Raw genomic sequence first — 19565 nt, forward strand, 5'->3', positions numbered from 1 at the left:
ATATGTCGCAACGTACCTTCGAACTTTCAGGGAATGGAACCCCTACGCCATGCTGAAGCGCCGGGATGTTTTGCAATGGGCGGGCGGCGCGGCCGTTTCGCTGCTCGGCGCGGGTTCCGCCCTGGCTGAAGGGTCGCCCCCGGACGCGAAAACCGCAATCCAGCCCTTCTCCAGCACGCTGGTCCTCGACACCGCCCGGGGGCTTGCGGCCAAACCCTTCTCGGCGCCGGACGCCGACCTGCCGGGACCGTTGAGCGGGCTCAGCTATGAAGCCTATGTCGCCATCCACGCCAAGCCGGAAGGGATGATCTGGGCCAATGATCCCGGCGGCTTCGTGCTGGAGCCGCTGCATCGCGGCTTCGTCTTCACCACGCCGATGCAGATCAATCTGGTCGAGGATGGGCTGTCGCGGCGGCTGAGCTATGACGCCGGCCAATTCGTCTTCGGCGGCGTCAACATGAGCGCGCCGCCAACCAATCTCGATTTCTCCGGCTTTCGCGCCTTCCACCGCGGCGACGACGGCGCGCTCTCCGAAATCGCCATTTTCCAGGGCGCGAGCTTTTTCCGCTCTTTGGCGCCCGGCCAGAATTTCGGCGTTACCGCACGCGGGCTGTCGCTGCGCGCCGGCGATCCGCGCGGCGAGGAATTCCCGTTCTTCCGCGCCATCTGGATCGAAAAGCCGACGCGGGCCGGCAATGTGCTGGTCGTCCACGCCCTGCTCGATTCGGAAAGCGTCACCGGCGCCTATCGCTTCACCCTGCATCCCGGCGACGCCACCATCATCGACACGGAATGCACCCTGTTCCCGCGCGTCGACATCGACAATGTCGGGCTCGCGACCATGAGCGCCACGAGCCTGTTCACGCCGCTGGAGCGGCGCGGCGCCGATGACGTGCGCGGCGCGGCCGCCGAAGTGACGGGCCTGCAAATGGCCACCGGCGCCGGCGAATGGGTGTTCCGCCCGGTTTCGAACCGCTCAAAACTGCAAATCTCCGAATTCGTCGACCAGAACCCCAAGGGGTTCGGCTTCCTGCAGCGCATGCGCAGCTTCAACGCCTTCAACGACGACGTGCAGCATTGGGAGCGCCGCCCGAGCCTGTGGATCGAGCCGATCGGCGACTGGGGGCCGGGCTCGGTGGAGCTGCTGGAAATCCCTTCCGACGCCGAGCCGGCGCAGAACATCATCGCCTTCTGGCGCGTTAAGAAGGGTCTCGCCAAGGGACAGAGCGCCGAATTCGCCTATCGCCAGTTCTGGTGCTGGAGCCCGCCGATCTCGCCGCCCAACGCCACCGTCATCGGCTCGCGCGGCGGACGCGGCGGCGCGCCAAAACAGCGCCGCTTTCAGGTCGATTTCGAGGCCGATTTCCTCGGCGATCCCGCCAAGGCCGCGGAGATCAAGGCCAATCTCACCGCCAATCCCGGAAAAATCTCCTGGGTGCGGCTGTTCCCCGCCCCCGAGCAGAAGCGCCTGCGCGTTCTGTTCGATCTCGATCCCAATGGCGAAACCGCCTGCGAATTGCGCCTGACGCTCGAAGCCCAGGGCGCGCCCGTTTCCGAAACCTGGCTTTATCGATGGACGTCCTGACCGCCGCCGCTCCCGCTCCCACCCACGCGCTGCCCCCGGCCATGCCGGAGGAATCGCATCTGGACATGCCGGAACAGAACCTGTTCCGCTTCGACCCTGCCAAGGAGCGGCGCCCGCGGACCATCAAGCGCGCGCAACCCTGGATTTCGCGCACGCTGACCTTCGGCGGCGGCCTCGCCCTGACCGTCTGGGGCGGCTGGCAGATGTACCGCGTCATCGACGTGGGCGGCATCTCCTTCCTCAAATGGATGCTGCTGGTCCTGTTCCTCGCGAATTTTTCCTGGATCGCTCTGTCCTTCGCCGCGGGCGTGGTGGGTTTCCTGCATCTTCTGTTCGCGCGGCCGAAGCAGCCCGAAATCCCCAAGGAGCTGAAGACCCGCACCGCCGTGGTCATGCCCATCTACAACGAGGCGCCCTCGCGCGTGTTCGGCGCCTTGCAGGCGATCTACGAGGATGTGCAGGCCACGGGCCTCGGCGCGCATTTCGACTGGTTCTTCCTCTCCGACACCACCGACCCCGACATCTGGATCGCCGAGGAGCGGGCGCTCCTGGCGCTGCGCCGCAATCTCGGCCCGGAGGCGCGGATCTACTACCGCCATCGCCAGAAGAACACGGCGCGCAAGGCCGGCAATATCGGCGATTTCGTCAGCCGCTGGGGCGGCGCCTATGACCATATGGTGGTGCTCGACGCCGACAGCCTGATGACCGGACACGCCATCGCGGTGCTCGCCGGCGCCATGGAGAATGATCCGGATTCCGGCATCATCCAAACCCTGCCGCTGATCATCAACCGCAACACGCTGTTCGCCCGCGTGCAGCAATTTGCGGCGCGGATCTACGGCCCGGTGATCGCCGATGGCCTGTCCTGCTGGATGGGACGCGACGGCAATTATTGGGGCCATAACGCGATCATCCGCACCGCCGCCTTCGCCGCCCATTGCGGCCTGCCGCATCTCACGGGCAAACCGCCGTTCGGCGGCCATATTCTCAGCCACGATTTCGTCGAGGCCGCGCTGATCCGCCGCGCCGGCTACACCGTCTACATGCTGCCGTCGCTGGCCGGCTCCTATGAGGAAAGCCCGCCCTCGCTGATCGACGTCGCCGCGCGCGACCGCCGCTGGTGCCAGGGCAATCTCCAGCACAGCCGCGTCCTGTTCGCCAAGGGCCTACATCCCGCCACCCGCCAGCATTTCACCACCGGCATCATGGCCTATGTGTCCTCGCCTCTTTGGCTGGCGCAGATCGCCGTCGGTATTCTGTTGGTCTTGCAGGCGAGCTACATCCGCCCCGAATATTTCTCCCAGGAATTCACGCTGTTCCCGACCTGGCCGGTGTTCGACGCGGAACGGTCGCTGATGCTGTTCGAAGTCACCATGGCGGTGCTGCTCGCGCCCAAACTGTTCGGCCTGATCCTGGCCTTGTTCGACGGCCCGGTGCGCCGCGGCGGCGGCGGCGCCATCCGCCTCACCTTTTCGGCCCTGTTCGAGACGCTGATGTCGGCGCTGCTGGCGCCGATCATGATGCTGGTTCACGCCGGCCATGTGCTGCACATCCTGTTCGGCTTCGACACCGGCTGGGAGCCGCAGCGCCGCGACGACGGCTCCGTCGCCTTCAACCAGATCATGCGCCGCCACCGCGACCATGTGATCCTCGGCGTCATGATGCTGATCGCCGGCATGCTGATCTCGCCCTCGCTGGTGGCCTGGATGTCGCCCACCATCGCCGGCCTGATCCTGGCGATCGTCCTGTCCTGGGCCAGCGGCCAGAAGAGCATCGGCGTCGCTTTGAAGAAAATCGGCCTGCTGGTGACGCCGGAGGAGCGCAACCCGCCGCCGATCGCCACCCGCGCCAATGAATTGTCGAAGGCCTATGCGGCGGAAGGGTTCGACAATGCCGACGGATTGCGCGCGGTCTACGAGGACCCGCAGTTCCGCGAGGCCCATGAAACCTTCCTGCCGCCAGCCCCGCCGCGCGTGCGCGGCGACATCCATCCCGACCGCGCCATGGCGGAAGCCAAGCTCAACGACGCCCAGACCATCGACGACGCGGTCAACTGGATGCAGCGCAAGGAGCGGATGGTGCTGTTGCACGACCGCGCGCTGATCGGCCTGCTGTCCCGGCTGCCGTCGAGCGCCTGACTCTCGTCATGATGAGGCGCCGGCGCCACAGCGGCGGGCAAATCGCGCCGCTGGCCCGGCTTTGGCGCCTCGCGCGCACAAAAACAATGGTAGGTTAATCCGACCGGCGCATTCTGCCCAGGTTTTCCCCTCCCCGACCCTGCGCAAGGCGATGATGACCTTAAAATTGCGTTTGCTTGTCCTCCTCAGCGCGCCCGTGCTCGCGGCGGCGACGCCGGCGCAGGCCGGCTTCTTTGAGGATTTGTTCGGCATTCAGGAGAAGCCGGCGGCGGCGCCGCAGCCGGCGCGGCCCGATCCGGCGCTGGCGGCCAAAAGGGCGCAACAGGCCCACGCCGCGCACGAGAAGAGCATCGCCAACCAGATCGCGGCCAACAAGGCGCTGAAGGCGGCTCAGGCGGGCAAGGACCCGGCCATGCTCGCCTTGCAGGACAATACGCTGCGGCGCGGCGACATTGTTTCGGGGCCGAACGGCCTGATGGTCTATATGGGCGGCGATCCGGAAAATCCCGGCGAGGCCCGCTTTGTCCCCGCCAATGATCCGCGGCTGGAGAAAGGCCTGCGCGAAAACCTCAAGGGCCTGAAGCGGCCCACCGCCGCGGTGACGCCGGAGCCCAGACCGCCGGAGCCCCAGCCCCAGCCGCAAGCCACCGAGGTTGCGCAGCAGGTCTCGGTCGAACGCGACGGCAAGGTGATCCGCGTCATCGGCGCCTATCAGGGCGGCGCGGACTGAACGAAATCCGCGGCGGCCCAGCTTTCGCCAAGGTTCGTTCAGTTTGGATTAAGCCTAATTGACGACAATATGCCGTGTGAAAGGGGACGCTTCCCTTTCGGAGACGGTCCTATGAACGATCTTGTCCGCCTCGACCATGTTTTCGAGGAAAAGAAATTCACCGCGAAATCCGCCGCCGCTTCGGTCGGCGCGGCCTTGCTGCTCGTCGGTCTCGGCTGGGGCGCCGGGGCGAAGATCGACGCGATGCGCGGCCCCACGCCCGAGCAAATCGCCGCGGAGGCCGCCGCGAAGAGCGCGGAAAAGGTCGCGCAGGCCGAAAAGACCCACCAGCGCGCGATCTCGGAGCTGCGCGCCAATGTCGACGGCTTGAAGACCAAGCTGGACGCCGAGGCCGAAAAGGCGCGCGGCTCCGAAGCCGCCGTCGCCGCCCTGCAGAAAAGCCTCGCCGAGGAAAAGGCCCAGTCGCAGGCGCTGCACGCCCGTCTGGAAAAACTCCAGGCCGCGGCCCAGCCCGCCAAGCCGGCGGAGCCGCCGACCCCGCCCGTCCGCCCCGCCGTCGACCGCACGCCCACCGCGACCATCGCGCCCCACGCCAAAGTGGCCGCCGTGAAGCCCGCCGCCGCCCCCACGCCGAAGCGCTATGGCGCCTATATTCTGCGGGAGGTCAATGACGGGCTGGCGATCATCGAGGGCGCCTATGGCGAGCAGGAGGTCGGCCCCGGCGACGTGCTGCGCGGCGGCGTGCGCGTGCAGAGCGTCGAGAAGCGCGGCGGCAACTGGGTGGTCATGACCGACCGCGGCTATATCGCCCCGGAAGGTTTTTGGGACTGAGACTCAGTCCTTGCCGCATTCGCGGGTTTGGCGGGAATCGATATCGCCGTTGGGACGATGGTAGCTGACGACGCTGAGCCGGCAGCCGCTTTCGTCCCGCCAGATCCGCACGATCTCATGGCGGCGCCAGTCGCCCTTGCTGTCGACGCGGGCGCCGGGCGCCGCGGCGATATTGCCCGCCAGGGCCGAGGGGAAGGCCTGCGACCAGACGGCGGACGGCGCGCCCGCCGCCACAGCCGCGAGGCCGAAGACCAGCATATAGACCTTTCTCATTATCCCGCTCCATCGCGGCGCCTGCGCCGCGTCGCCAGCTCTTTCGCGCGCTATTTCTGCGGCTGGCCGTTCTTGTTCATGCCATCTTTGCTCTGGCTCTGCGTGGTCCCGTTCTTCTGCGGGTCCGTCTCGTTCTGGATCTTGCCTGGCTTCTGCATGGTGGGACTGTCGCGGTCGGCGGCGGTCGCGCCGCCCTGTCCGGTTGAGCCGGATTGCGCCCAGGCCGCGACCGGCGAAAGCGCCAGAGCAGCGGTCAGGGCGAGGGTCAAATTGAACTTCATGAGGCGCCTCCTTGCGGCGTGCTAAAGGCCGCGCGCCTGCGCGGCATCGCATCCGGAGAAGACGCCAAACTCGTGATTTGGTTGCAGAAAATGACGAGAAATCGCCGGGCCAGAGCGTAGGGATTACGCCCCGATCTTGGCTTTACTGTGGTCGTCGCGCCAGCATTGTTTTTCGTTCAGGCGCGTCCTACGGCGAATACTGACGAAAACGCCTAAAATTGTTGCGGAAGGTTGCGCCGGGGATGGACCTGCGCGGCATAGGCGGCGTGCAAGGCCGGCAGGATGTCCTCGACCTCCTCGCAGACGAGATAGCGGGCCTCATAGGGCGCGCGAATGAAGCCGGTGTCGCGCATATGGTCGAGCAGCGCCAGAAGCGGCGCCCAAAACCCCTGGAGATCGGCGATCAGCACCGGCTTGTCGTGCCGCCCGAGCTGCACCCAGGTCAATTGCTCCACCAATTCCTCCAGCGTGCCGACGCCGCCGGGAAAAGCGACGAAAGCGTCGGCCTTTTCGAACATCAGCCGTTTGCGCGAATGCATGTCATCGACGACCAGCAGCTCCTGCACGTCTTCCAGCATGTGCTCGCGCCGCGCCAAAAACCCCGGAATGATGCCGGTGACGCGGCCGCCCGCACCAAGCGTGGCGCGCGCGATCGCGCCCATCAAGCCGAGATTTCCGCCGCCATAGACCAGACCGACGCCGTTTTCGGCGAGAAGGACGCCAAAGCGCTCGGCCGCGCGCAGAAAGGCGGGATCGTGGCCCGGGGAGGAGCCGCAGTAAACACAGATGTTTGCAATCGCAGCCACGCCGGTCCCCCTTGCCTCGTCCGAATCCTTCTTGCCGTTTTGGCGGGCGCCGCGTCAAGAATGCCTAAAATTTCCCATATCGACATCGCAAATCTTTTGGAGAATGGCCATTTTCGCTCGGCGACGCTAAGAAGCACCCTTGTCGTCCGCAGCAAGAGCCTTGCATGTCCGCGCACTCCGATTCCGCCGCCCCCTCCCCGGTTCGCCTCGCCGATTACCGCCCCACCGATTATCTCATCGACACGGTCGATCTCGACTTCCGGCTGGACGCCACGGCGACGCGGGTGGTGTCGCGCCTGCGCCTGCGCCCCAATCCGGCGGGCCGCGCGGGCGCGCCGCTGGTCCTCGACGGCGGCGATCTCAAACCCTTGCGCGCGAGCCTGGACAATCTGCCGCTCGACCTCGCCGCCGTGGCGACGCCGCATCGCCTGACCATCGCCAATCCGCCGCAGCGCCCGTTCACGCTTGAGGTGGAGACCGAGCTCGACCCCTCCTCCAACACCCAGCTCGAGGGCCTCTACCGCTCCAACGGAACCTTTTGCACGCAATGCGAGGCCGAGGGGTTCCGCCGCATTACCTATTATCTCGACCGCCCCGACGTGATGGCGGTGTTCACCACGCGCGTCGAAGCGGCGAAGGACGAAGCGCCCATCCTGCTGTCGAACGGCAATCCGGTGGAGACGGGCTCCTCCGGCCCCGGCCGCCATTACGCCATCTGGCATGATCCCCATCCCAAGCCCTGCTACCTCTTCGCTTTGGTCGGCGGCGATCTCGGCTGGATCGAGGAGGAGTTCACCACCGGCTCGGGCCGCAAGGTCAAGCTCGCCATCTATGTCGAAAAGGGCAAGGAACATCGCGCCCATTACGCGATGGAAAGCCTGATCCATGCGATGCGCTGGGACGAATTCGTCTATGGCCGCGAATATGACCTGGATGTGTTCAACATCGTCGCCGTCTCCGACTTCACCATGGGCGCGATGGAGAACAAGGGTCTCAATATCTTCAACGACAAATACATCCTCGCCATTGCCGAGACGGCGACGGATGCGGATTACGCCCATATCGAAAGCGTGGTCGCCCACGAATATTTCCACAACTGGACCGGCAACCGCATCACCTGCCGCGACTGGTTCCAGCTCTGCCTGAAGGAAGGCCTGACCGTCTATCGCGACCAGGAATTTTCCGGCGACCAGCGCTCGCGCGCCGTGCAGCGCATCACCGATGTCCGCGCCCTGCGCGCGGCGCAGTTCCCCGAGGACGCCGGCCCGCTCGCCCACAATGTCCGCCCGGACACCTATCGCGAGATCAACAACTTTTATACCGCGACGGTCTACGAAAAAGGCGCCGAAATCATCCGCATGCTGCGCGCGCTGATCGGCCATGACGCCTATCACGCCGGCATGGCGCTCTATTTCGAGCGGTTCGACGGCAAGGCCGCGACCATCGAGGATTTCCTCTCCTGCTTCGCCGAATCCTCCGGGCGCGACCTCGGCGATTTCGCCCAATGGTACGCGCAGGCCGGCACGCCGCGGGTAAAAGTGAGCGGCGCCTACGATTCTGAAGCCAAGACCTATCAGCTGAGCTTGAGCCAGCACATCCCGCCAACGCCCGGCCAAGCGGAGAAAAAGCCGCTGCCCATGCCGATCCGCATCGGCCTGATCGGCCGCGACGGCGGCGAAATCCCGCTGGTCCAGGACCATGCGCAGAACTGGCGCGAGGAAAAATTCGGCGTGTTCGAGCTTGCCGGGCCCGAGCGGACCATCGTGTTCAAGAACGTGCCGACCCCGCCGGTCGCCTCGGTCAACCGCCGCTTTTCCGCCGCCGTCATCCTGGAACAGCAGCTGTCCGAGGACGACCTGCTGCTGCTGATGGCGCATGACAGCGACCCCTTCAACAAATGGCAGGCGGCGCAGAGTTTTGCGACGCGGCTGATGATCCGCTCCACCGCCGCCATCCGCGCCGGGGAAATGCCGGCGTTTTCAGAAAAATTCGCGCTGGCTTTGGCCGATGCGCTTGAGCATTACGAGACCGACCCCGCTTTCGCCGCACAAATGGCGGCGCTGCCGACCGAAAACGACCTCGCCCGCGACATCGGGACCGATGTCGATCCCGAAGCCATTTTCCTGGCGCGCAAAGCCCTTCGCGACGGCGTGGGCCAGTTGCTGTCGCACCGCCTGCTCGCCCTTTACGACAAGCTGCAATCCGACGCCCCCTATTCGCCGGACGCGGCAAGCGCCGGACGCCGCGCCTTGCGCAACGCCTGCCTCGATCTCTACGCCGCCGGCAACCATGCCGACGGCTCCGAAATCGCCCTGGCGCAGTTCCAGCACGCCACCAACATGACGGACAAGATGGGCGCGCTCTCGGTGCTGAGCCGGCTGCCGACCCCGACGCGCGAAAAGGCGCTGGAATTCTTCTACCGCGCCCATTGCGACGAACCGCTGATCATCGACAAATGGTTCTCGCTGCAGGCGACCATTCCCGAGCCGGACACGCTGGCGCGGGTCAAACGGCTAACCAAGGTCCACGCCTTCAACATCGCCACCCCGAACCGGGTCTATGCTTTGATCGGCGCCTTCGCCAACGCCAATCCGCTGTGCTTCAACGACCTCAGCGGCGACGGCTACCAATTCGTCGCCGATCTGGCGCTGCAGGCCGACGGCGTCAACCCGCAGGTTGCAGCGCGGCTACTGTCGGCGTTCCGCTCCTGGCGCAATCTGGAGGCTCGGCGCGGCGAATTGGCCGAACAGGCCCTGCGGAAGGTGCTCGACGCCTCGAAGCTTTCGCCAGACTTGCGTGACATCGCGCAACGTGCGCTCGGCTGACCACGCATCAATACGGAGAAGCGGACGGGCAATTACACGTAGCGTTAGCCTCCGCTTCTTCTGTTACATGCGTTTCTTTTCGCGAAGAGCTCAATGTTACCCTAGGTTATCTTGGTTTCGGCGGGGCCTGCGGCGGACCCGTTGCCGACCCGTTTTGACAGGTTTACTAAAAATTTACTCTGGACAAATAGCCGCCGCGGGATTCAGATAAGAGTGATTCGAGAGCAGTGTTCGTCGCTTCGATTCACCCCGAAAATTCAACCTTCGAGTTTCCCCCACGGGAGTCCTTCATGGCGCGTGCAAACGCGGCAGCCTCGTCCTTTTGCCTGGACACACCGACATCAGGAATGTTCGCCGCCTCGCGCAACGCCGAAGGCCAGAAATCCTCTACATCTCCGCAAGTGATCGACGCGCCCCAGCCCCGCCCGCGACCCGTCCGCACCCCCTCGCCCAAACCCTCCCGCGTCGGGCCGGCGCTGTGCCGCCTGGTCCCCTTCGCCGCCGTCCTGTTCCTGCTGCTGCTGCTCGGCCTCGCCATCGACGCGACGCTGGGGACCTACTACCAGGTTGAGCCGGAGGCGCTCGCGGAACTCGAAACCATCGGCCAGCTCGCCGCCGACGACATCCATGCCGCGTTGCGCCGCGGCGAGCCCGGCGCGCCCGCCTCCGCCGTGCTCGGCGCCGCCCGCCGCCACATTTTTGCGCGCGGGCGTTCCGTCATGCTGACGGACCGCGAGGGGCAGATCGTCGCCGCCGCTCCGGAAAGCGCGGCGCATGGCTCGCTCGCGGCCCGGCTGGGCGGCGCGCCGCTCGCGGTGCTCGGCGAAAAAGCCGGCGCCATGCATGTTTCCGGACCGAATGGCGACGTCCTCGCCTCCGTGCGCAATCTCGAGGGACCATTCGGCCAGATCGCCATCGTGCAGCCGGTCGAACAAGCTTTCGCCGAATGGCGCGCCAGCGCCTGCCGCACCGTGCTGCTGCTGCTCGCCACCTCCGCCATGCTGGGCCTGCTCGGCTTCGCCTTCTACACCCAGGCCCGGCGCGCGGCGCAGGCGGAGAGCGAGCGCGCCCGCATCCGCGCCCGCATGGACGCCGCGCTGGACCGCGGCCGCTGCGGCCTGTGGGACTGGAATCTGGCGACCGGCCGCATCCACTGGTCCGAATCCATGTATGAGCTGCTGGGCATGCCATCGCGCGCGGAATTCCTGTCCTTTGGCGAAATTCGCGCCCTGCTCCATCCCGACGACGGCGATCTCGTCGGCATTGCCGAGGATCTGACCGCCGGCCGGCTCGAAACCGTCGATCACGCTTTTCGCATGCGCAACGCCAATGGCGCCTTCGTCTGGCTGCGCGCCCGCGCCCAGGTGATCCGCGACGCCGGCGACGGCCAGCCGCATCTGGTCGGCATCGCCATCGACATTTCCGAGGAAAAGCGCCTGGCCGAGCGCAGCGCCGCCTCCGACCGCAGGTTGCGCGACGCGGTCGAAACCATTTCCGCCGCCTTCGTATTGTGGGACGAGCACAATCGGCTGGTGCTGTGCAATTCCAAGTTCCAGCGCCTGCACGGGCTCAGCGACGCCTGCGTCGCCGCCGGCGCCACTTACGCGCAGGTCATGGCGCATTCGCAACCCGTCGTTCAGGAAAGCGAAACGGTGCACGACGCCGACGGCGGCGGGCGCGTCTACGAGGCCCGGCTCGCCGACGGGCGCTGGCTGCAAATCAACGAGCGCCGCACCAAGGACGGCGGCTATGTCTCGGTCGGCGCGGACATTTCCGACCTGAAACGGCACGAACAGAGCCTACTCGAAGGCGAGCGCAAGCTGATGGCGACCATCGCCGACCTGCGCAAATCCCGGCAGACCCTGGAATTGCAGGCCCAGCAGCTCGCCGAACTCGCCGAGCGCTATTTGGAGCAAAAGGCGGCGGCCGAAACCGCCAATCGCGCCAAAAGCCATTTCCTGGCCAATATGAGCCATGAGCTGCGCACGCCGCTGACCCATATCATCGGTTTCGCCGAAATGATGGAAAACCAGATTTTTGGCGAGATCGGCCACGCCCGCTATCTCGGCTATGCCGGCGATATCAGGAAATCCGGAGAATATTTGCGCGCCGTGATCGGCGACGTGCTGGAAATGTCGCGGCTGGAGGCGGGCGTGGTCGACCTGTCGGCGCGCGAATTCGATTTCGCGCCGGCGCTCGACCGGGCCATCTCAGCCTTCACCGCCTCCGCCGAGGCCAAGCAGGTCACGCTGGCGCTGGACTCCTCGGGAAGCGAAAAGGCCTATGCCGACCCCGAGGCGTTCGACAAGATTCTCGACACGCTGCTCAAGAATGCGCTGAAGTTCACGCCGCATGGCGGGCGCGTGACCCTGCGCGGGCGCTGCGAGGCCGCGGGCTGCGAGATCGTGGTGGAAGACAGCGGCTGCGGCATGAGCGCCCAGGAGATCGAACAGGCCTGCCACCCCTTCGAACAGACCTCGCCGCTGATGGAAGACGGCATGAAGGGGCCGGGCCTGGGCCTGTCGATCGCGCGTTCGCTGGTCGAGCTGCATGGCGGCCGTCTGCAGATCGAATCGGCCCCGGGCCTGGGCGCCCGGGTGCGCTTCACCCTGCCCGGCCCCCGCCACGCCAGCGCCAAGAAAATCGCGCTCACCACCGCAGCCTGAACCCCAGGGGACTGGATCGCATTGCGCGCTCCCGTCCTGTCGACTGGGGCACTCCCCTCCCGTCACTCCCGCGCGGCTCTCGCGTAAACCGTCTCCATGCGCGCCGCGAGCGCCAGGTCCTTTTCGGTCACCCCGCCCGCGTCATGCGTGGTCAGCTCCACCCAGACCTTGTCGTAAACATTCTTCCATTCGGGATGATGGTCGACGCGCTCGCAGTAAAAGCCAACCTCGACCATGAAGGCCAGAGCTTCGGAAAAACCTGAAAAGCGGAAGCATTTCGACATGCGCTTGTCATCGCCGCTCCACCCCTCCGGAAATCGCATGGTTCCCTCCCCTTTGCGCCCGCCCCGTCAGAGGCTAAAACGCGCCATCTTAATCCATGGATCGCCGCCGCCCACATGCGCCAAATACTCGCCCTCGCCTTCATGCTGCTCGCCGCTCCCGCCTTCGCCCAGGGCGCGCAGGGGCTCGTCAACGAAACCGCCGTCACCGTGAACAACCGCTCCACGCCGGAACTCTGCGCCGAGCGCGACAATGTCGCGCTGGAGTTCGTCTCGCCCGAGGTGCGACACATGGAGGTGCAGGCGACCCACCCCTCCTATATCGGCATGATCCGCAACGACCGCTGGGCGCCCGATTTCTCCGCCTGCAACATGCCGCATGGCGAAGGCGCGCTGCCGCGCAAGACCTTTTATGAATCGCCGACCCTGTGGCTGACCGGCCTCACCGATCCGACGTTCTGGCGACCGGGGACCGTGCCGATCAAAGTCGGCGACCGCGTCGAGACCGGTTTTAACTACATCCAGCTGTGGATGCTGTATCGCGAGCGCGCCGAAGAGGTGCTGGTCCTCTACCCCTCCGACGGCTATTGGCGCATTCGCCCGCTGCCCTTCGGCGAGATGCGCTGGACGGCTTACGGCTCCTCCTTCCTGATCGGCCCCGTGGAAGTGCAGGACCGCCCGATTGTCGCGCTCAAGGACATTGTCTTCGATCCCGAGAAAAAGGCGTTCACGCTGAATTTCGCCCGCGGCGGCTCGGCAATTGTGACGCTGAAGGCTGTCGATCAGGAGCATATCGCGCTCGACGTCGCCTATTCCGGCGCCATGCCCGAAAAGCTGCCGTTTGCCGCCATGCGCTCCATGTATGTCAGCGAAAGCAACGCCGATGTGTCCGCCGTGGCCTGGCGGGTGAAGGACGGCGCCGGCTGGGGCGAGTCCAACATTCTCGCCTGGAAGGGCGGTCAGGTCACCGAACTCTGGGCCGGCCGCGCCACGCCGTCGCGCCACAACCAGTCGGCGCCCGACATGATCTTTTCCCACTTCCGGCCCTGAACCGTGAGCCAGCGGCTGCCCTGGATCGACGCGGCGCGCGGCGGCGCGCTGTTGGCCATGGCGGCCTATCATTTCACCTGGGATCTCGCGGAATTCCGCTGGATCGACGGCGCGGTCACCGCGTCGCGCGCCTTCCATTTTTTTGGGCACGCGATCGCCGCGAGCTTTTTGGCGCTGTCGGGTTATAGCCTCGTGCTCGCGCGTCGGGCGCGGGGCGAAAAACTCTGGCGCGATCCGCATTATTGGCGGCGCTGGAGCCAGGTCGTCGCCGCGGCGGCCGCGGTGACGCTCGCGAGCTATGCGCTGTTTCCCGAGGCGCCGATTTTCTTCGGCATTTTGCATTGCATCGCGCTGTCGAGCCTGCTCGCCCTGCCCTTTGTCGAGGCGCCGCTCGTGGCGGTGTTTGTCGCAGCCGGATTGGCCTTGGCCGCGCCGCTGCTGGCCTCGCCTGTGTTCGACGCGCCGCAATGGTGGTGGACGGGCCTGTCGGCGCTGACCCCCATCAGCAACGATTACCGGCCGCTGCTGCCCTGGCTGGGTTTCATGCTGCTGGGCGTGGGGCTCGCTCGTCTCCCTCTCCCCGCGCGCGGGGAGAGGGTTGGGGTGAGGGGCTGGGCCGTTGGCTTCAATGTCGTCCGAAAAAGCTTTCCTGAAGATGTCCAGGCCAGCGCCCCCGCCCCTCACCCCCCGCCCTCTCCCCGCACAAGCGGGAAGAGGGGGCCGGCGCGACCCTTCATCAAGCCCCTCGCCTTCCTCGGCCGCCATTCCCTGGCGTTTTACCTGATCCACCAGCCCGTTCTCTACGGCGCCCTCGCCCTGATCGGCCCGCAAGCCGCGCGCATCGACGAAGCGGGCTTCCTCGCGCAATGCACGGTCCAGTGCGCCGCCTCGGGCGCCGACGCGGGCCATTGCGAAGCCTCCTGCGGCTGCGTCGTCGCGCGCGCGAAGGCGGCGGGACGCTGGCGCGCCCTTGCCCTCAACACCCTGGATGCGGCGCAAAGGTCGGCGACCCATGACGACGCCGTCGCCTGCTACGCCGATAGCGCGCGCTGAGCCGCGCGCGAATCAGAATCGCCCAAACCCGAGAAATTTCATCGCTATTCCTGTCAAGTCCGGGGAATCGCCTAGGCAAGTTTCCGAACTATTTTCAAAAAGCAATTGGGTTCACCAATTTGTGATCGGGAAAACTGCGACTCGATGAAGCCGAAGCTGCGCTAGGCGCGTTGGAGGAGCATTGGTTCCGACACGCCTAGAGGATAACAATGGAACACGCAGCACCCCCCAAGAAATCGACCCGGGGCTTCGCCTCGATGGATCCGGAGAAGCAGCGGGCGATCGCGCGGAAAGGCGGCGAGAGCGTGCCGCGCGAGAAGCGCAGCTTCTCCCAGAACGCCAGCCTGGCCGCCGAGGCCGGCCGCAAGGGCGGCAAGAGCGTCAATCCCGGCAACCGCAGCTTTGCGCGCGACAAGGACCTCGCCAAGAGCGCGGGCCGCAAGGGAGGCCGCGCCGCGCATCCCGGCAGCGAATGAGGCGCGCGACAATTTTCCGGTCCATGACCACGTGGACCTAAACAAAAGAGGCCCCTTTCGGGGCCTCTTGCTTTTTCGGGAACGAACGCGTGCGGTTTAGTGCGCGACGTTGGACCAGATCTTCTTCTTGGTGAAGTACATCAGGCCCGCGAGAATGAACAGGAAGGCCAGGACGCGGAAGCCGATGCGCTTGCGCTGCTCCAGGCTCGGCTCGGCCGCCCAGTACAGGAAGCTCGCGACGTCCTTGGCGTACTGGTCGAGGGTCGCCGGGGTCCCGTCGGTATATTCCACCTGGCCGTCGACCAGGGGCTTGCCCATGGCGATCTTGTGGCCGGGGAAATAGGCGTTCCAGTTCGGGTCCTCGTCCTTCTCGTAGCCATGCAGGATGGCGTAGATGTAGTCGGGGCCCAGCTCCTGGTACATGCCGCCGGGAACCGGCAGGGCGTCGAAGATGAACTTGGGGAAGCCGCGTTCATACTTGCGGGACTTGGCCAGCAGCGACATGTCCGGCGGGGCGGCGCCCAAAGCGGTGGCCGCAGCCTCCGGGTTCGGGAACGGCGCCGGGAAATAGTCCGACGGACGGCCGGGACGGTCGAACATGTCGCCCGAACCGTTCGGCCCGTCCTTGATCGTGAAGGAGGCGGCGAGCGCCTTCACCTGGTCTTCCGGCAGTTCCGGACCGCCCGTCTGGCCGAGCGTTCGGATAGGGATGTGCAGCTCGTGGCAGTTCGAGCAGACTTCCTTGTAGACCTTGAAACCGCGCTGCAGCTGGGCGCGATCGAAGGTGCCGAACGGACCGGCGAAGGTCCATTCCTGGCGGGTCGGGGTCGGCTGCTCGTGCTCGTCGGCGCGGGCGGCGGAGCTGGCGACGGCGGTCAGGCCGGCGACGGCCACGGCGAGGCCGAGGGTCTTGGTGAGGGTTTCTTTGAAGGTCATCGAAGGGTCCTCACTTCCAAAGACGCGTGGACTTGGTGGGCGCCTTGGCGGGCGCCGCCTTGACGGGTTCGGGCTTCGGCGGCTCGACCTTGCCGGACTTGGCCAGCACGGCCTCGGCGATGGTCGCGGGCACCGGCAGCGTCTTTTCCCACCTGGGAAGGAACGGCAGGATCGCGAAGAAGCCGAAGTACAGCAGGCTGAGGACGCGGGAGACGGTCACGTAGGGTTCCGCCGCCGGCATGGCGCCGCAATAGCCCAGGCCGATGCTCACGACCACGAAGGCCCAGAACAGCGCCTTGTACATCGGGCGATACTTGGCCGAGCGCACCGGGGACTTGTCCAGCCAGGGCAGGAAGGCCAGCACGGCGATGGCGGCGAACATCGCGATGACGCCCGCGAGCTTGTCCGGAATCGCGCGCAGGATCGCGTAGAACGGCAGGAAGTACCATTCCGGAACGATGTGCGGCGGGGTCTTGAGCGGGTTGGCCGGGATGTAATTGTCGGCGTCGCCCAGATAGTTCGGCACGTAGAAGATGAACCAGCAGTAGAGCAGCAGGAACACCACGACGCCCAGGCCGTCCTTCATGGTCGCATGCGGCGTGAAGGGCACGCAATCCTTCTCGACGTCCTTGATTTCGACGCCGTCGGGATTGTTCTGGCCGGTCACATGCAGCGCCCAGACGTGCAGGCCCACCACCGCGAAGATGACGAAGGGCAGCAGGTAATGCAGGGCGAAGAAGCGGTTCAGGGTCGGGTTGTCGACGGAATAGCCGCCCCACAGCCAGGTGGTGATCTCGTTGCCGAAGATCGGAATGGCCGAGAACAGGTTGGTGATGACCGTCGCGCCCCAGAAGGACATCTGGCCCCACACCAGCACATAGCCCATGAAGCCCGTCGCCATCATCAGCAGGAAGATGATCACGCCCAGGATCCACAGCACTTCGCGCGGGTTCTTGTAGGACCCGTAGTAGAGGCCGCGGAACATGTGGATGTAGACCGCGAGGAAGAACATCGAGGCGCCGTTGGCGTGGGCGTAGCGGAACAGCCAGCCCCAGTTCACGTCGCGCATGATCTTCTCGACGGAGGAGAAGGCCAGGGTCGCTTCCGGCGTATAGTGCATGGTCAGCACGACGCCGGTGATGATCTGGGCGATCAGCATGAAGGAGAGGATGGCGCCGAACGTCCACCAGTAATTCAGGTTCTTCGGCGTGGGATAGGCCACGAACGAGCCGTGGGCGAAGCTCAAAATCGGCAAGCGGGCTTCAAGCCACTTCACAAAGCCGTTCTTGGGCTCGAAAGTCGAGAGTCCATGCATGAGTGATCTCTTCAAAATGACGAGGGGCTTAGCCGATCTTGACCTTGGTGTCGGTCAGGAAGGCGTAGGGCGGCACATCGAGGTTGCGCGGGGCCGGACCCTTGCGGATGCGGCCGGACGTGTCATAGACGGAGCCGTGGCACGGGCAGAACCAGCCGTTATATTCGCCCTGGTTGCCGAGCGGGATGCAGCCGAGATGGGTGCAGACGCCGATGACGATCAGCCATTCGGGCTTCTGCACGCGCGACTTGTCGGTCGCGGGATCGGGCATGCTGGCGTTGTCGCCGTCCTGGGCCGCCTTGATCTCGTCCGCCGTGCGATGGCGGATGAACACCGGCTTGCCGCGCCACTTGACCGTGACGATCTGGCCGGCCGGAATGGCGCCGATGTCGATCTCGGACGAAGCCATCGCCAGCGTCGAGGCGTCCGGATTCATCTGGCTGATCAGCGGCCACGCGACGGAAACCGCGCCGACGGCGGCGACCGATCCGGTGGCGACGTAAAGAAAATCTCTGCGACTGGTTTCATCCGTCGAAGGCGTGGGCGTGGCTGTGGACAAGGCGACATCCCCAGGGTTTCGAGCGCGCGCCCTGCTGCTCCGGGGCGGCTCTGCTTGCTCGCAAAAAGCGAGGCGGTCTCTACGATGCGCGGTTCGACGAGCGAGGCCGCGCGGCGGAAAATATTCCCTCCCGCTCGCAACCGCGCCCAAGTGACGCGATGACGAAATGCAGGCCAAGGGAGGCCATTCGGCAGGCGCCGCTATTTGGCGCCTTTCGACCCCATTGTCCATAGAACGAACTTGGCGATTTGTTAGGCGGTGAACGGCGTATTGCCGGACGTTTGGGCGCCGTTATGATCGCCGCATGAATCAGGAGCCTTCGCGCGTCCCTCCCCTGTGTCTCGCGCTTTACCAACCGGACATTCCTCAAAATGCGGGAACCATGCTCCGGCTTTGCGCATGCCTCGGGGTGGAGGCGGCGCTGATCGAACCCGCCGCCTTCCCCCTGACAGAACGTCACTTTCGGCGCGCCGGCCTCGACTACCTCGACCAAGTGATGATGACGCGACACCTCTCGTGGCGCAATTTTGAGCAGTGGCGCGCGACAAATGGACGCAGGTTGCTGCTGCTGTCGACACGGGCGGCCTCGCCCTACCACGCCTTCGCGTTCCGCCCCGGCGACATCGTCATGGTCGGACGCGAATCCGCGGGCGCGCCGGAGGAGGTGCACGAGGCCGCCGACGCGCGCCTGCTCATCCCGCTGCGCGCCGGCGCGCGGTCGCTCAATGTCGCGGTCGCCGCCAGCATGGTTTTGGGCGAGGCGCTGCGGCAGATCGATGGGTTCCCCAAGTCAGGGATTTTGGAGGGCGCGAGGCCTGAATAGCCTCTGCGCGACGCCTATCCGCGACGCGATTGATGCTGCTGCGGCGTGCGGAACGGCGCCGCGTCTCTCTTGCGCAGAGCGAAGGCCAGCAGCGCGTTTCGGAACGGCTGTTCGCGCTCGAAGAGCTGATAGAGGTCCGTGCTGCGATCGATCGGGCGAATTTCGCCGTGCGTGAGCAGACAGCTCAGCAGCACCTCATAATTGTTGGCGTGCGCCAGATCGTAGACGAAATCCGGCTGGAGGTTGAAGATGCCGTGGTTGACCCAGCCAAAGGCCGGCGTCCAGTGGATCATCACGCCGCCGGCCTTGGTATGATCATGAAGCGAGCGGAAGACTTGGTATTGGTTGAAGACATGCTCGGACGTGCCGTTGTTGATCGCAACGTCGAAAGGTCCGTCCAATTCAAAAGGCTCGTTCAGGTCGAACGGATGAGCCTGCGACGACCCGGCGAAATCCACCGCGCAATACCTTTTGCAATCGAACAGAAGGTCATAAAGCACGCGCGCCGCATGTTTCGCCGGCCAGTTGCCGTAATGCGCCGGGATTTCCGCGAGCCGCTGCTTGACCTGTTGCCGCTGCGCATCATCCTTGACGAGCACAGGATTGTTGTAAATCGCCTCCGCGGCCAAGGCGATGGTCTCACTCTCTCCGAGCTCCAGAATCTCCGCCGATTGTGGTAAGAGATTTTTCTCGCGCGCCAGCACGAGGAAACCAAATTCCATTGATGAAATGCCCATGACGAGGCCCTCGACAAAAGATCTGAAATATTTTGGCGAACCTTAGACAGAAGCATTCCGCGAGACAAGCGCACACCGCGCCGACCGCCAGGCCACCGCACGACAACGCCCGCGCCAGTCCCGGCGGACCGTGCCTTCCGCGCGGCAGCCTCGACAAAATGATGAGGATGCGCCGCATGTTCAGGCGCGTTTTTTTCGCG

Annotated in this window: 18 protein-coding genes; 10 read left to right on the forward strand and 8 right to left on the reverse strand. The window is 65.3% G+C overall.

The window, feature by feature from the left end; translation table 11 throughout:
- Positions 1-49 precede the first annotated feature (49 nt).
- From M2320_RS13610 to M2320_RS13625, 4 genes are all read left to right on the forward strand, one after another.
- Positions 50-1585 carry a glucan biosynthesis protein gene (locus M2320_RS13610; RefSeq protein WP_264597751.1) on the forward strand — a complete coding sequence of 512 codons (1536 nt, stop codon included), beginning with the start codon at positions 50-52 and terminating at the stop codon, positions 1583-1585.
- Entirely contained in the window at positions 1573-3723 is a 2151-nt protein-coding gene (gene mdoH / locus M2320_RS13615) for a glucans biosynthesis glucosyltransferase MdoH (protein ID WP_264597752.1), read from the forward strand. The genes M2320_RS13610 and mdoH overlap by 13 nt, the downstream gene beginning before the upstream one ends.
- Positions 3724-3889: 166 nt before the next feature.
- Positions 3890-4453 (forward strand): hypothetical protein, encoded by a 564-nt coding sequence (locus M2320_RS13620; RefSeq protein ID WP_264597753.1) that lies wholly within the window; start codon positions 3890-3892, stop codon positions 4451-4453.
- 111 nt (positions 4454-4564) lie between these two features.
- On the forward strand, positions 4565-5284 hold the full coding sequence (locus tag M2320_RS13625; protein WP_264597754.1) for a hypothetical protein: 720 nt from the start codon (positions 4565-4567) through the stop codon (positions 5282-5284).
- A gap of 3 nt (positions 5285-5287) precedes the next feature.
- Here M2320_RS13625 and M2320_RS13630 read toward each other — a convergent pair whose 3' ends face one another.
- The 3 genes from M2320_RS13630 to M2320_RS13640 form a co-directional block, all read right to left on the reverse strand.
- The gene (locus M2320_RS13630; RefSeq protein ID WP_264597755.1) at positions 5288-5557 is read right to left on the reverse strand and encodes a hypothetical protein; all 270 of its coding nucleotides are present in this window, start codon (positions 5555-5557) and stop codon (positions 5288-5290) included.
- A 50-nt stretch (positions 5558-5607) separates the two neighbouring features.
- On the reverse strand, positions 5608-5838 hold the full coding sequence (locus M2320_RS13635) for a hypothetical protein (protein WP_264597756.1): 231 nt from the start codon (positions 5836-5838) through the stop codon (positions 5608-5610).
- A 212-nt stretch (positions 5839-6050) separates the two neighbouring features.
- Positions 6051-6635 (reverse strand): TIGR00730 family Rossman fold protein, encoded by a 585-nt coding sequence (locus M2320_RS13640; protein ID WP_425540686.1) that lies wholly within the window; start codon positions 6633-6635, stop codon positions 6051-6053.
- Between the two features lie 173 nt (positions 6636-6808).
- On the opposite strand from M2320_RS13640, the gene pepN reads away from it, so the two are divergent.
- Together pepN and M2320_RS13650 are read left to right on the forward strand one after the other, a co-directional pair.
- Complete coding sequence (pepN, locus tag M2320_RS13645) at positions 6809-9469, forward strand: aminopeptidase N (RefSeq protein WP_264597758.1); 2661 nt, start codon at positions 6809-6811, stop codon at positions 9467-9469.
- Between the two features lie 347 nt (positions 9470-9816).
- Positions 9817-12135 carry a PAS domain-containing sensor histidine kinase gene (locus M2320_RS13650; protein WP_264597759.1) on the forward strand — a complete coding sequence of 773 codons (2319 nt, stop codon included), beginning with the start codon at positions 9817-9819 and terminating at the stop codon, positions 12133-12135.
- A gap of 62 nt (positions 12136-12197) precedes the next feature.
- On the opposite strand, the gene M2320_RS13655 is transcribed toward M2320_RS13650, so the two are convergent.
- Positions 12198-12458, reverse strand: coding sequence for a 4a-hydroxytetrahydrobiopterin dehydratase (locus M2320_RS13655; RefSeq protein WP_184427852.1), 261 nt, complete (start codon positions 12456-12458; stop codon positions 12198-12200).
- Positions 12459-12533: 75 nt separating this feature from the next.
- On the opposite strand from M2320_RS13655, the gene M2320_RS13660 reads away from it, so the two are divergent.
- From M2320_RS13660 to M2320_RS13670, 3 genes are all read left to right on the forward strand, one after another.
- Positions 12534-13466, forward strand: a complete 933-nt coding sequence (locus tag M2320_RS13660) for a hypothetical protein (protein WP_264597760.1) — start codon at positions 12534-12536, stop codon at positions 13464-13466.
- Positions 13467-13469: 3 nt separating this feature from the next.
- Positions 13470-14519: a heparan-alpha-glucosaminide N-acetyltransferase gene (locus M2320_RS13665; RefSeq protein ID WP_264597761.1), complete on the forward strand. Its 1050-nt coding sequence runs from the start codon at positions 13470-13472 to the stop codon at positions 14517-14519.
- 209 nt (positions 14520-14728) lie between these two features.
- The gene (locus tag M2320_RS13670; RefSeq protein WP_246664800.1) at positions 14729-14995 is read left to right on the forward strand and encodes a KGG domain-containing protein; all 267 of its coding nucleotides are present in this window, start codon (positions 14729-14731) and stop codon (positions 14993-14995) included.
- 96 nt (positions 14996-15091) lie between these two features.
- Here M2320_RS13670 and M2320_RS13675 read toward each other — a convergent pair whose 3' ends face one another.
- From M2320_RS13675 to petA, 3 genes are read right to left on the reverse strand one after another with little or no spacing between them, the layout of a single operon-like run.
- A complete protein-coding gene (locus M2320_RS13675) occupies positions 15092-15931 on the reverse strand; it encodes a cytochrome c1 (protein ID WP_264597762.1) in 840 nt (279 codons plus the stop codon).
- 10 nt (positions 15932-15941) lie between these two features.
- Positions 15942-17246: a cytochrome b gene (locus M2320_RS13680; protein WP_184427856.1), complete on the reverse strand. Its 1305-nt coding sequence runs from the start codon at positions 17244-17246 to the stop codon at positions 15942-15944.
- A 28-nt stretch (positions 17247-17274) separates the two neighbouring features.
- Complete coding sequence (gene petA, locus M2320_RS13685) at positions 17275-17805, reverse strand: ubiquinol-cytochrome c reductase iron-sulfur subunit (protein ID WP_264597763.1); 531 nt, start codon at positions 17803-17805, stop codon at positions 17275-17277.
- Between the two features lie 304 nt (positions 17806-18109).
- Between petA and M2320_RS13690 the strand changes: the two genes are divergently transcribed.
- A complete protein-coding gene (locus M2320_RS13690; protein WP_264597764.1) occupies positions 18110-18628 on the forward strand; it encodes a tRNA (cytidine(34)-2'-O)-methyltransferase in 519 nt (172 codons plus the stop codon).
- Positions 18629-18642: 14 nt separating this feature from the next.
- On the opposite strand, the gene M2320_RS13695 is transcribed toward M2320_RS13690, so the two are convergent.
- Entirely contained in the window at positions 18643-19350 is a 708-nt protein-coding gene (locus M2320_RS13695; RefSeq protein WP_264597765.1) for a class I SAM-dependent methyltransferase, read from the reverse strand.
- Positions 19351-19565: the final 215 nt, after the last annotated feature.

Origin of the sequence: Rhodoblastus acidophilus (assembly GCF_025961575.1) — a bacterium.
Lineage (GTDB): Bacteria > Pseudomonadota > Alphaproteobacteria > Rhizobiales > Beijerinckiaceae > Rhodoblastus > Rhodoblastus acidophilus_C.

Excerpts from the sequence above, each read along its gene's own strand:
- M2320_RS13635 (WP_264597756.1), bottom strand. The coding sequence starts at position 5,838 with ATGAAGTTCAATTTGACCCTCGCCCTGACCGCTGCTCTGGCGCTTTCG.
- M2320_RS13670 (WP_246664800.1), top strand. The coding sequence starts at position 14,729 with ATGGAACACGCAGCACCCCCCAAGAAATCGACCCGGGGCTTCGCCTCG.
- M2320_RS13675 (WP_264597762.1), bottom strand. The coding sequence starts at position 15,931 with ATGACCTTCAAAGAAACCCTCACCAAGACCCTCGGCCTCGCCGTGGCC.
- M2320_RS13630 (WP_264597755.1), bottom strand. The coding sequence starts at position 5,557 with ATGAGAAAGGTCTATATGCTGGTCTTCGGCCTCGCGGCTGTGGCGGCG.
- M2320_RS13655 (WP_184427852.1), bottom strand. The coding sequence starts at position 12,458 with ATGCGATTTCCGGAGGGGTGGAGCGGCGATGACAAGCGCATGTCGAAA.
- M2320_RS13680 (WP_184427856.1), bottom strand. The coding sequence starts at position 17,246 with ATGCATGGACTCTCGACTTTCGAGCCCAAGAACGGCTTTGTGAAGTGG.
- M2320_RS13610 (WP_264597751.1), top strand. The coding sequence starts at position 50 with ATGCTGAAGCGCCGGGATGTTTTGCAATGGGCGGGCGGCGCGGCCGTT.
- M2320_RS13650 (WP_264597759.1), top strand. The coding sequence starts at position 9,817 with ATGTTCGCCGCCTCGCGCAACGCCGAAGGCCAGAAATCCTCTACATCT.
- M2320_RS13660 (WP_264597760.1), top strand. The coding sequence starts at position 12,534 with ATGCGCCAAATACTCGCCCTCGCCTTCATGCTGCTCGCCGCTCCCGCC.
- M2320_RS13690 (WP_264597764.1), top strand. The coding sequence starts at position 18,110 with ATGAATCAGGAGCCTTCGCGCGTCCCTCCCCTGTGTCTCGCGCTTTAC.
- M2320_RS13625 (WP_264597754.1), top strand. The coding sequence starts at position 4,565 with ATGAACGATCTTGTCCGCCTCGACCATGTTTTCGAGGAAAAGAAATTC.
- mdoH (WP_264597752.1), top strand. The coding sequence starts at position 1,573 with ATGGACGTCCTGACCGCCGCCGCTCCCGCTCCCACCCACGCGCTGCCC.
- pepN (WP_264597758.1), top strand. The coding sequence starts at position 6,809 with ATGTCCGCGCACTCCGATTCCGCCGCCCCCTCCCCGGTTCGCCTCGCC.
- M2320_RS13695 (WP_264597765.1), bottom strand. The coding sequence starts at position 19,350 with ATGGAATTTGGTTTCCTCGTGCTGGCGCGCGAGAAAAATCTCTTACCA.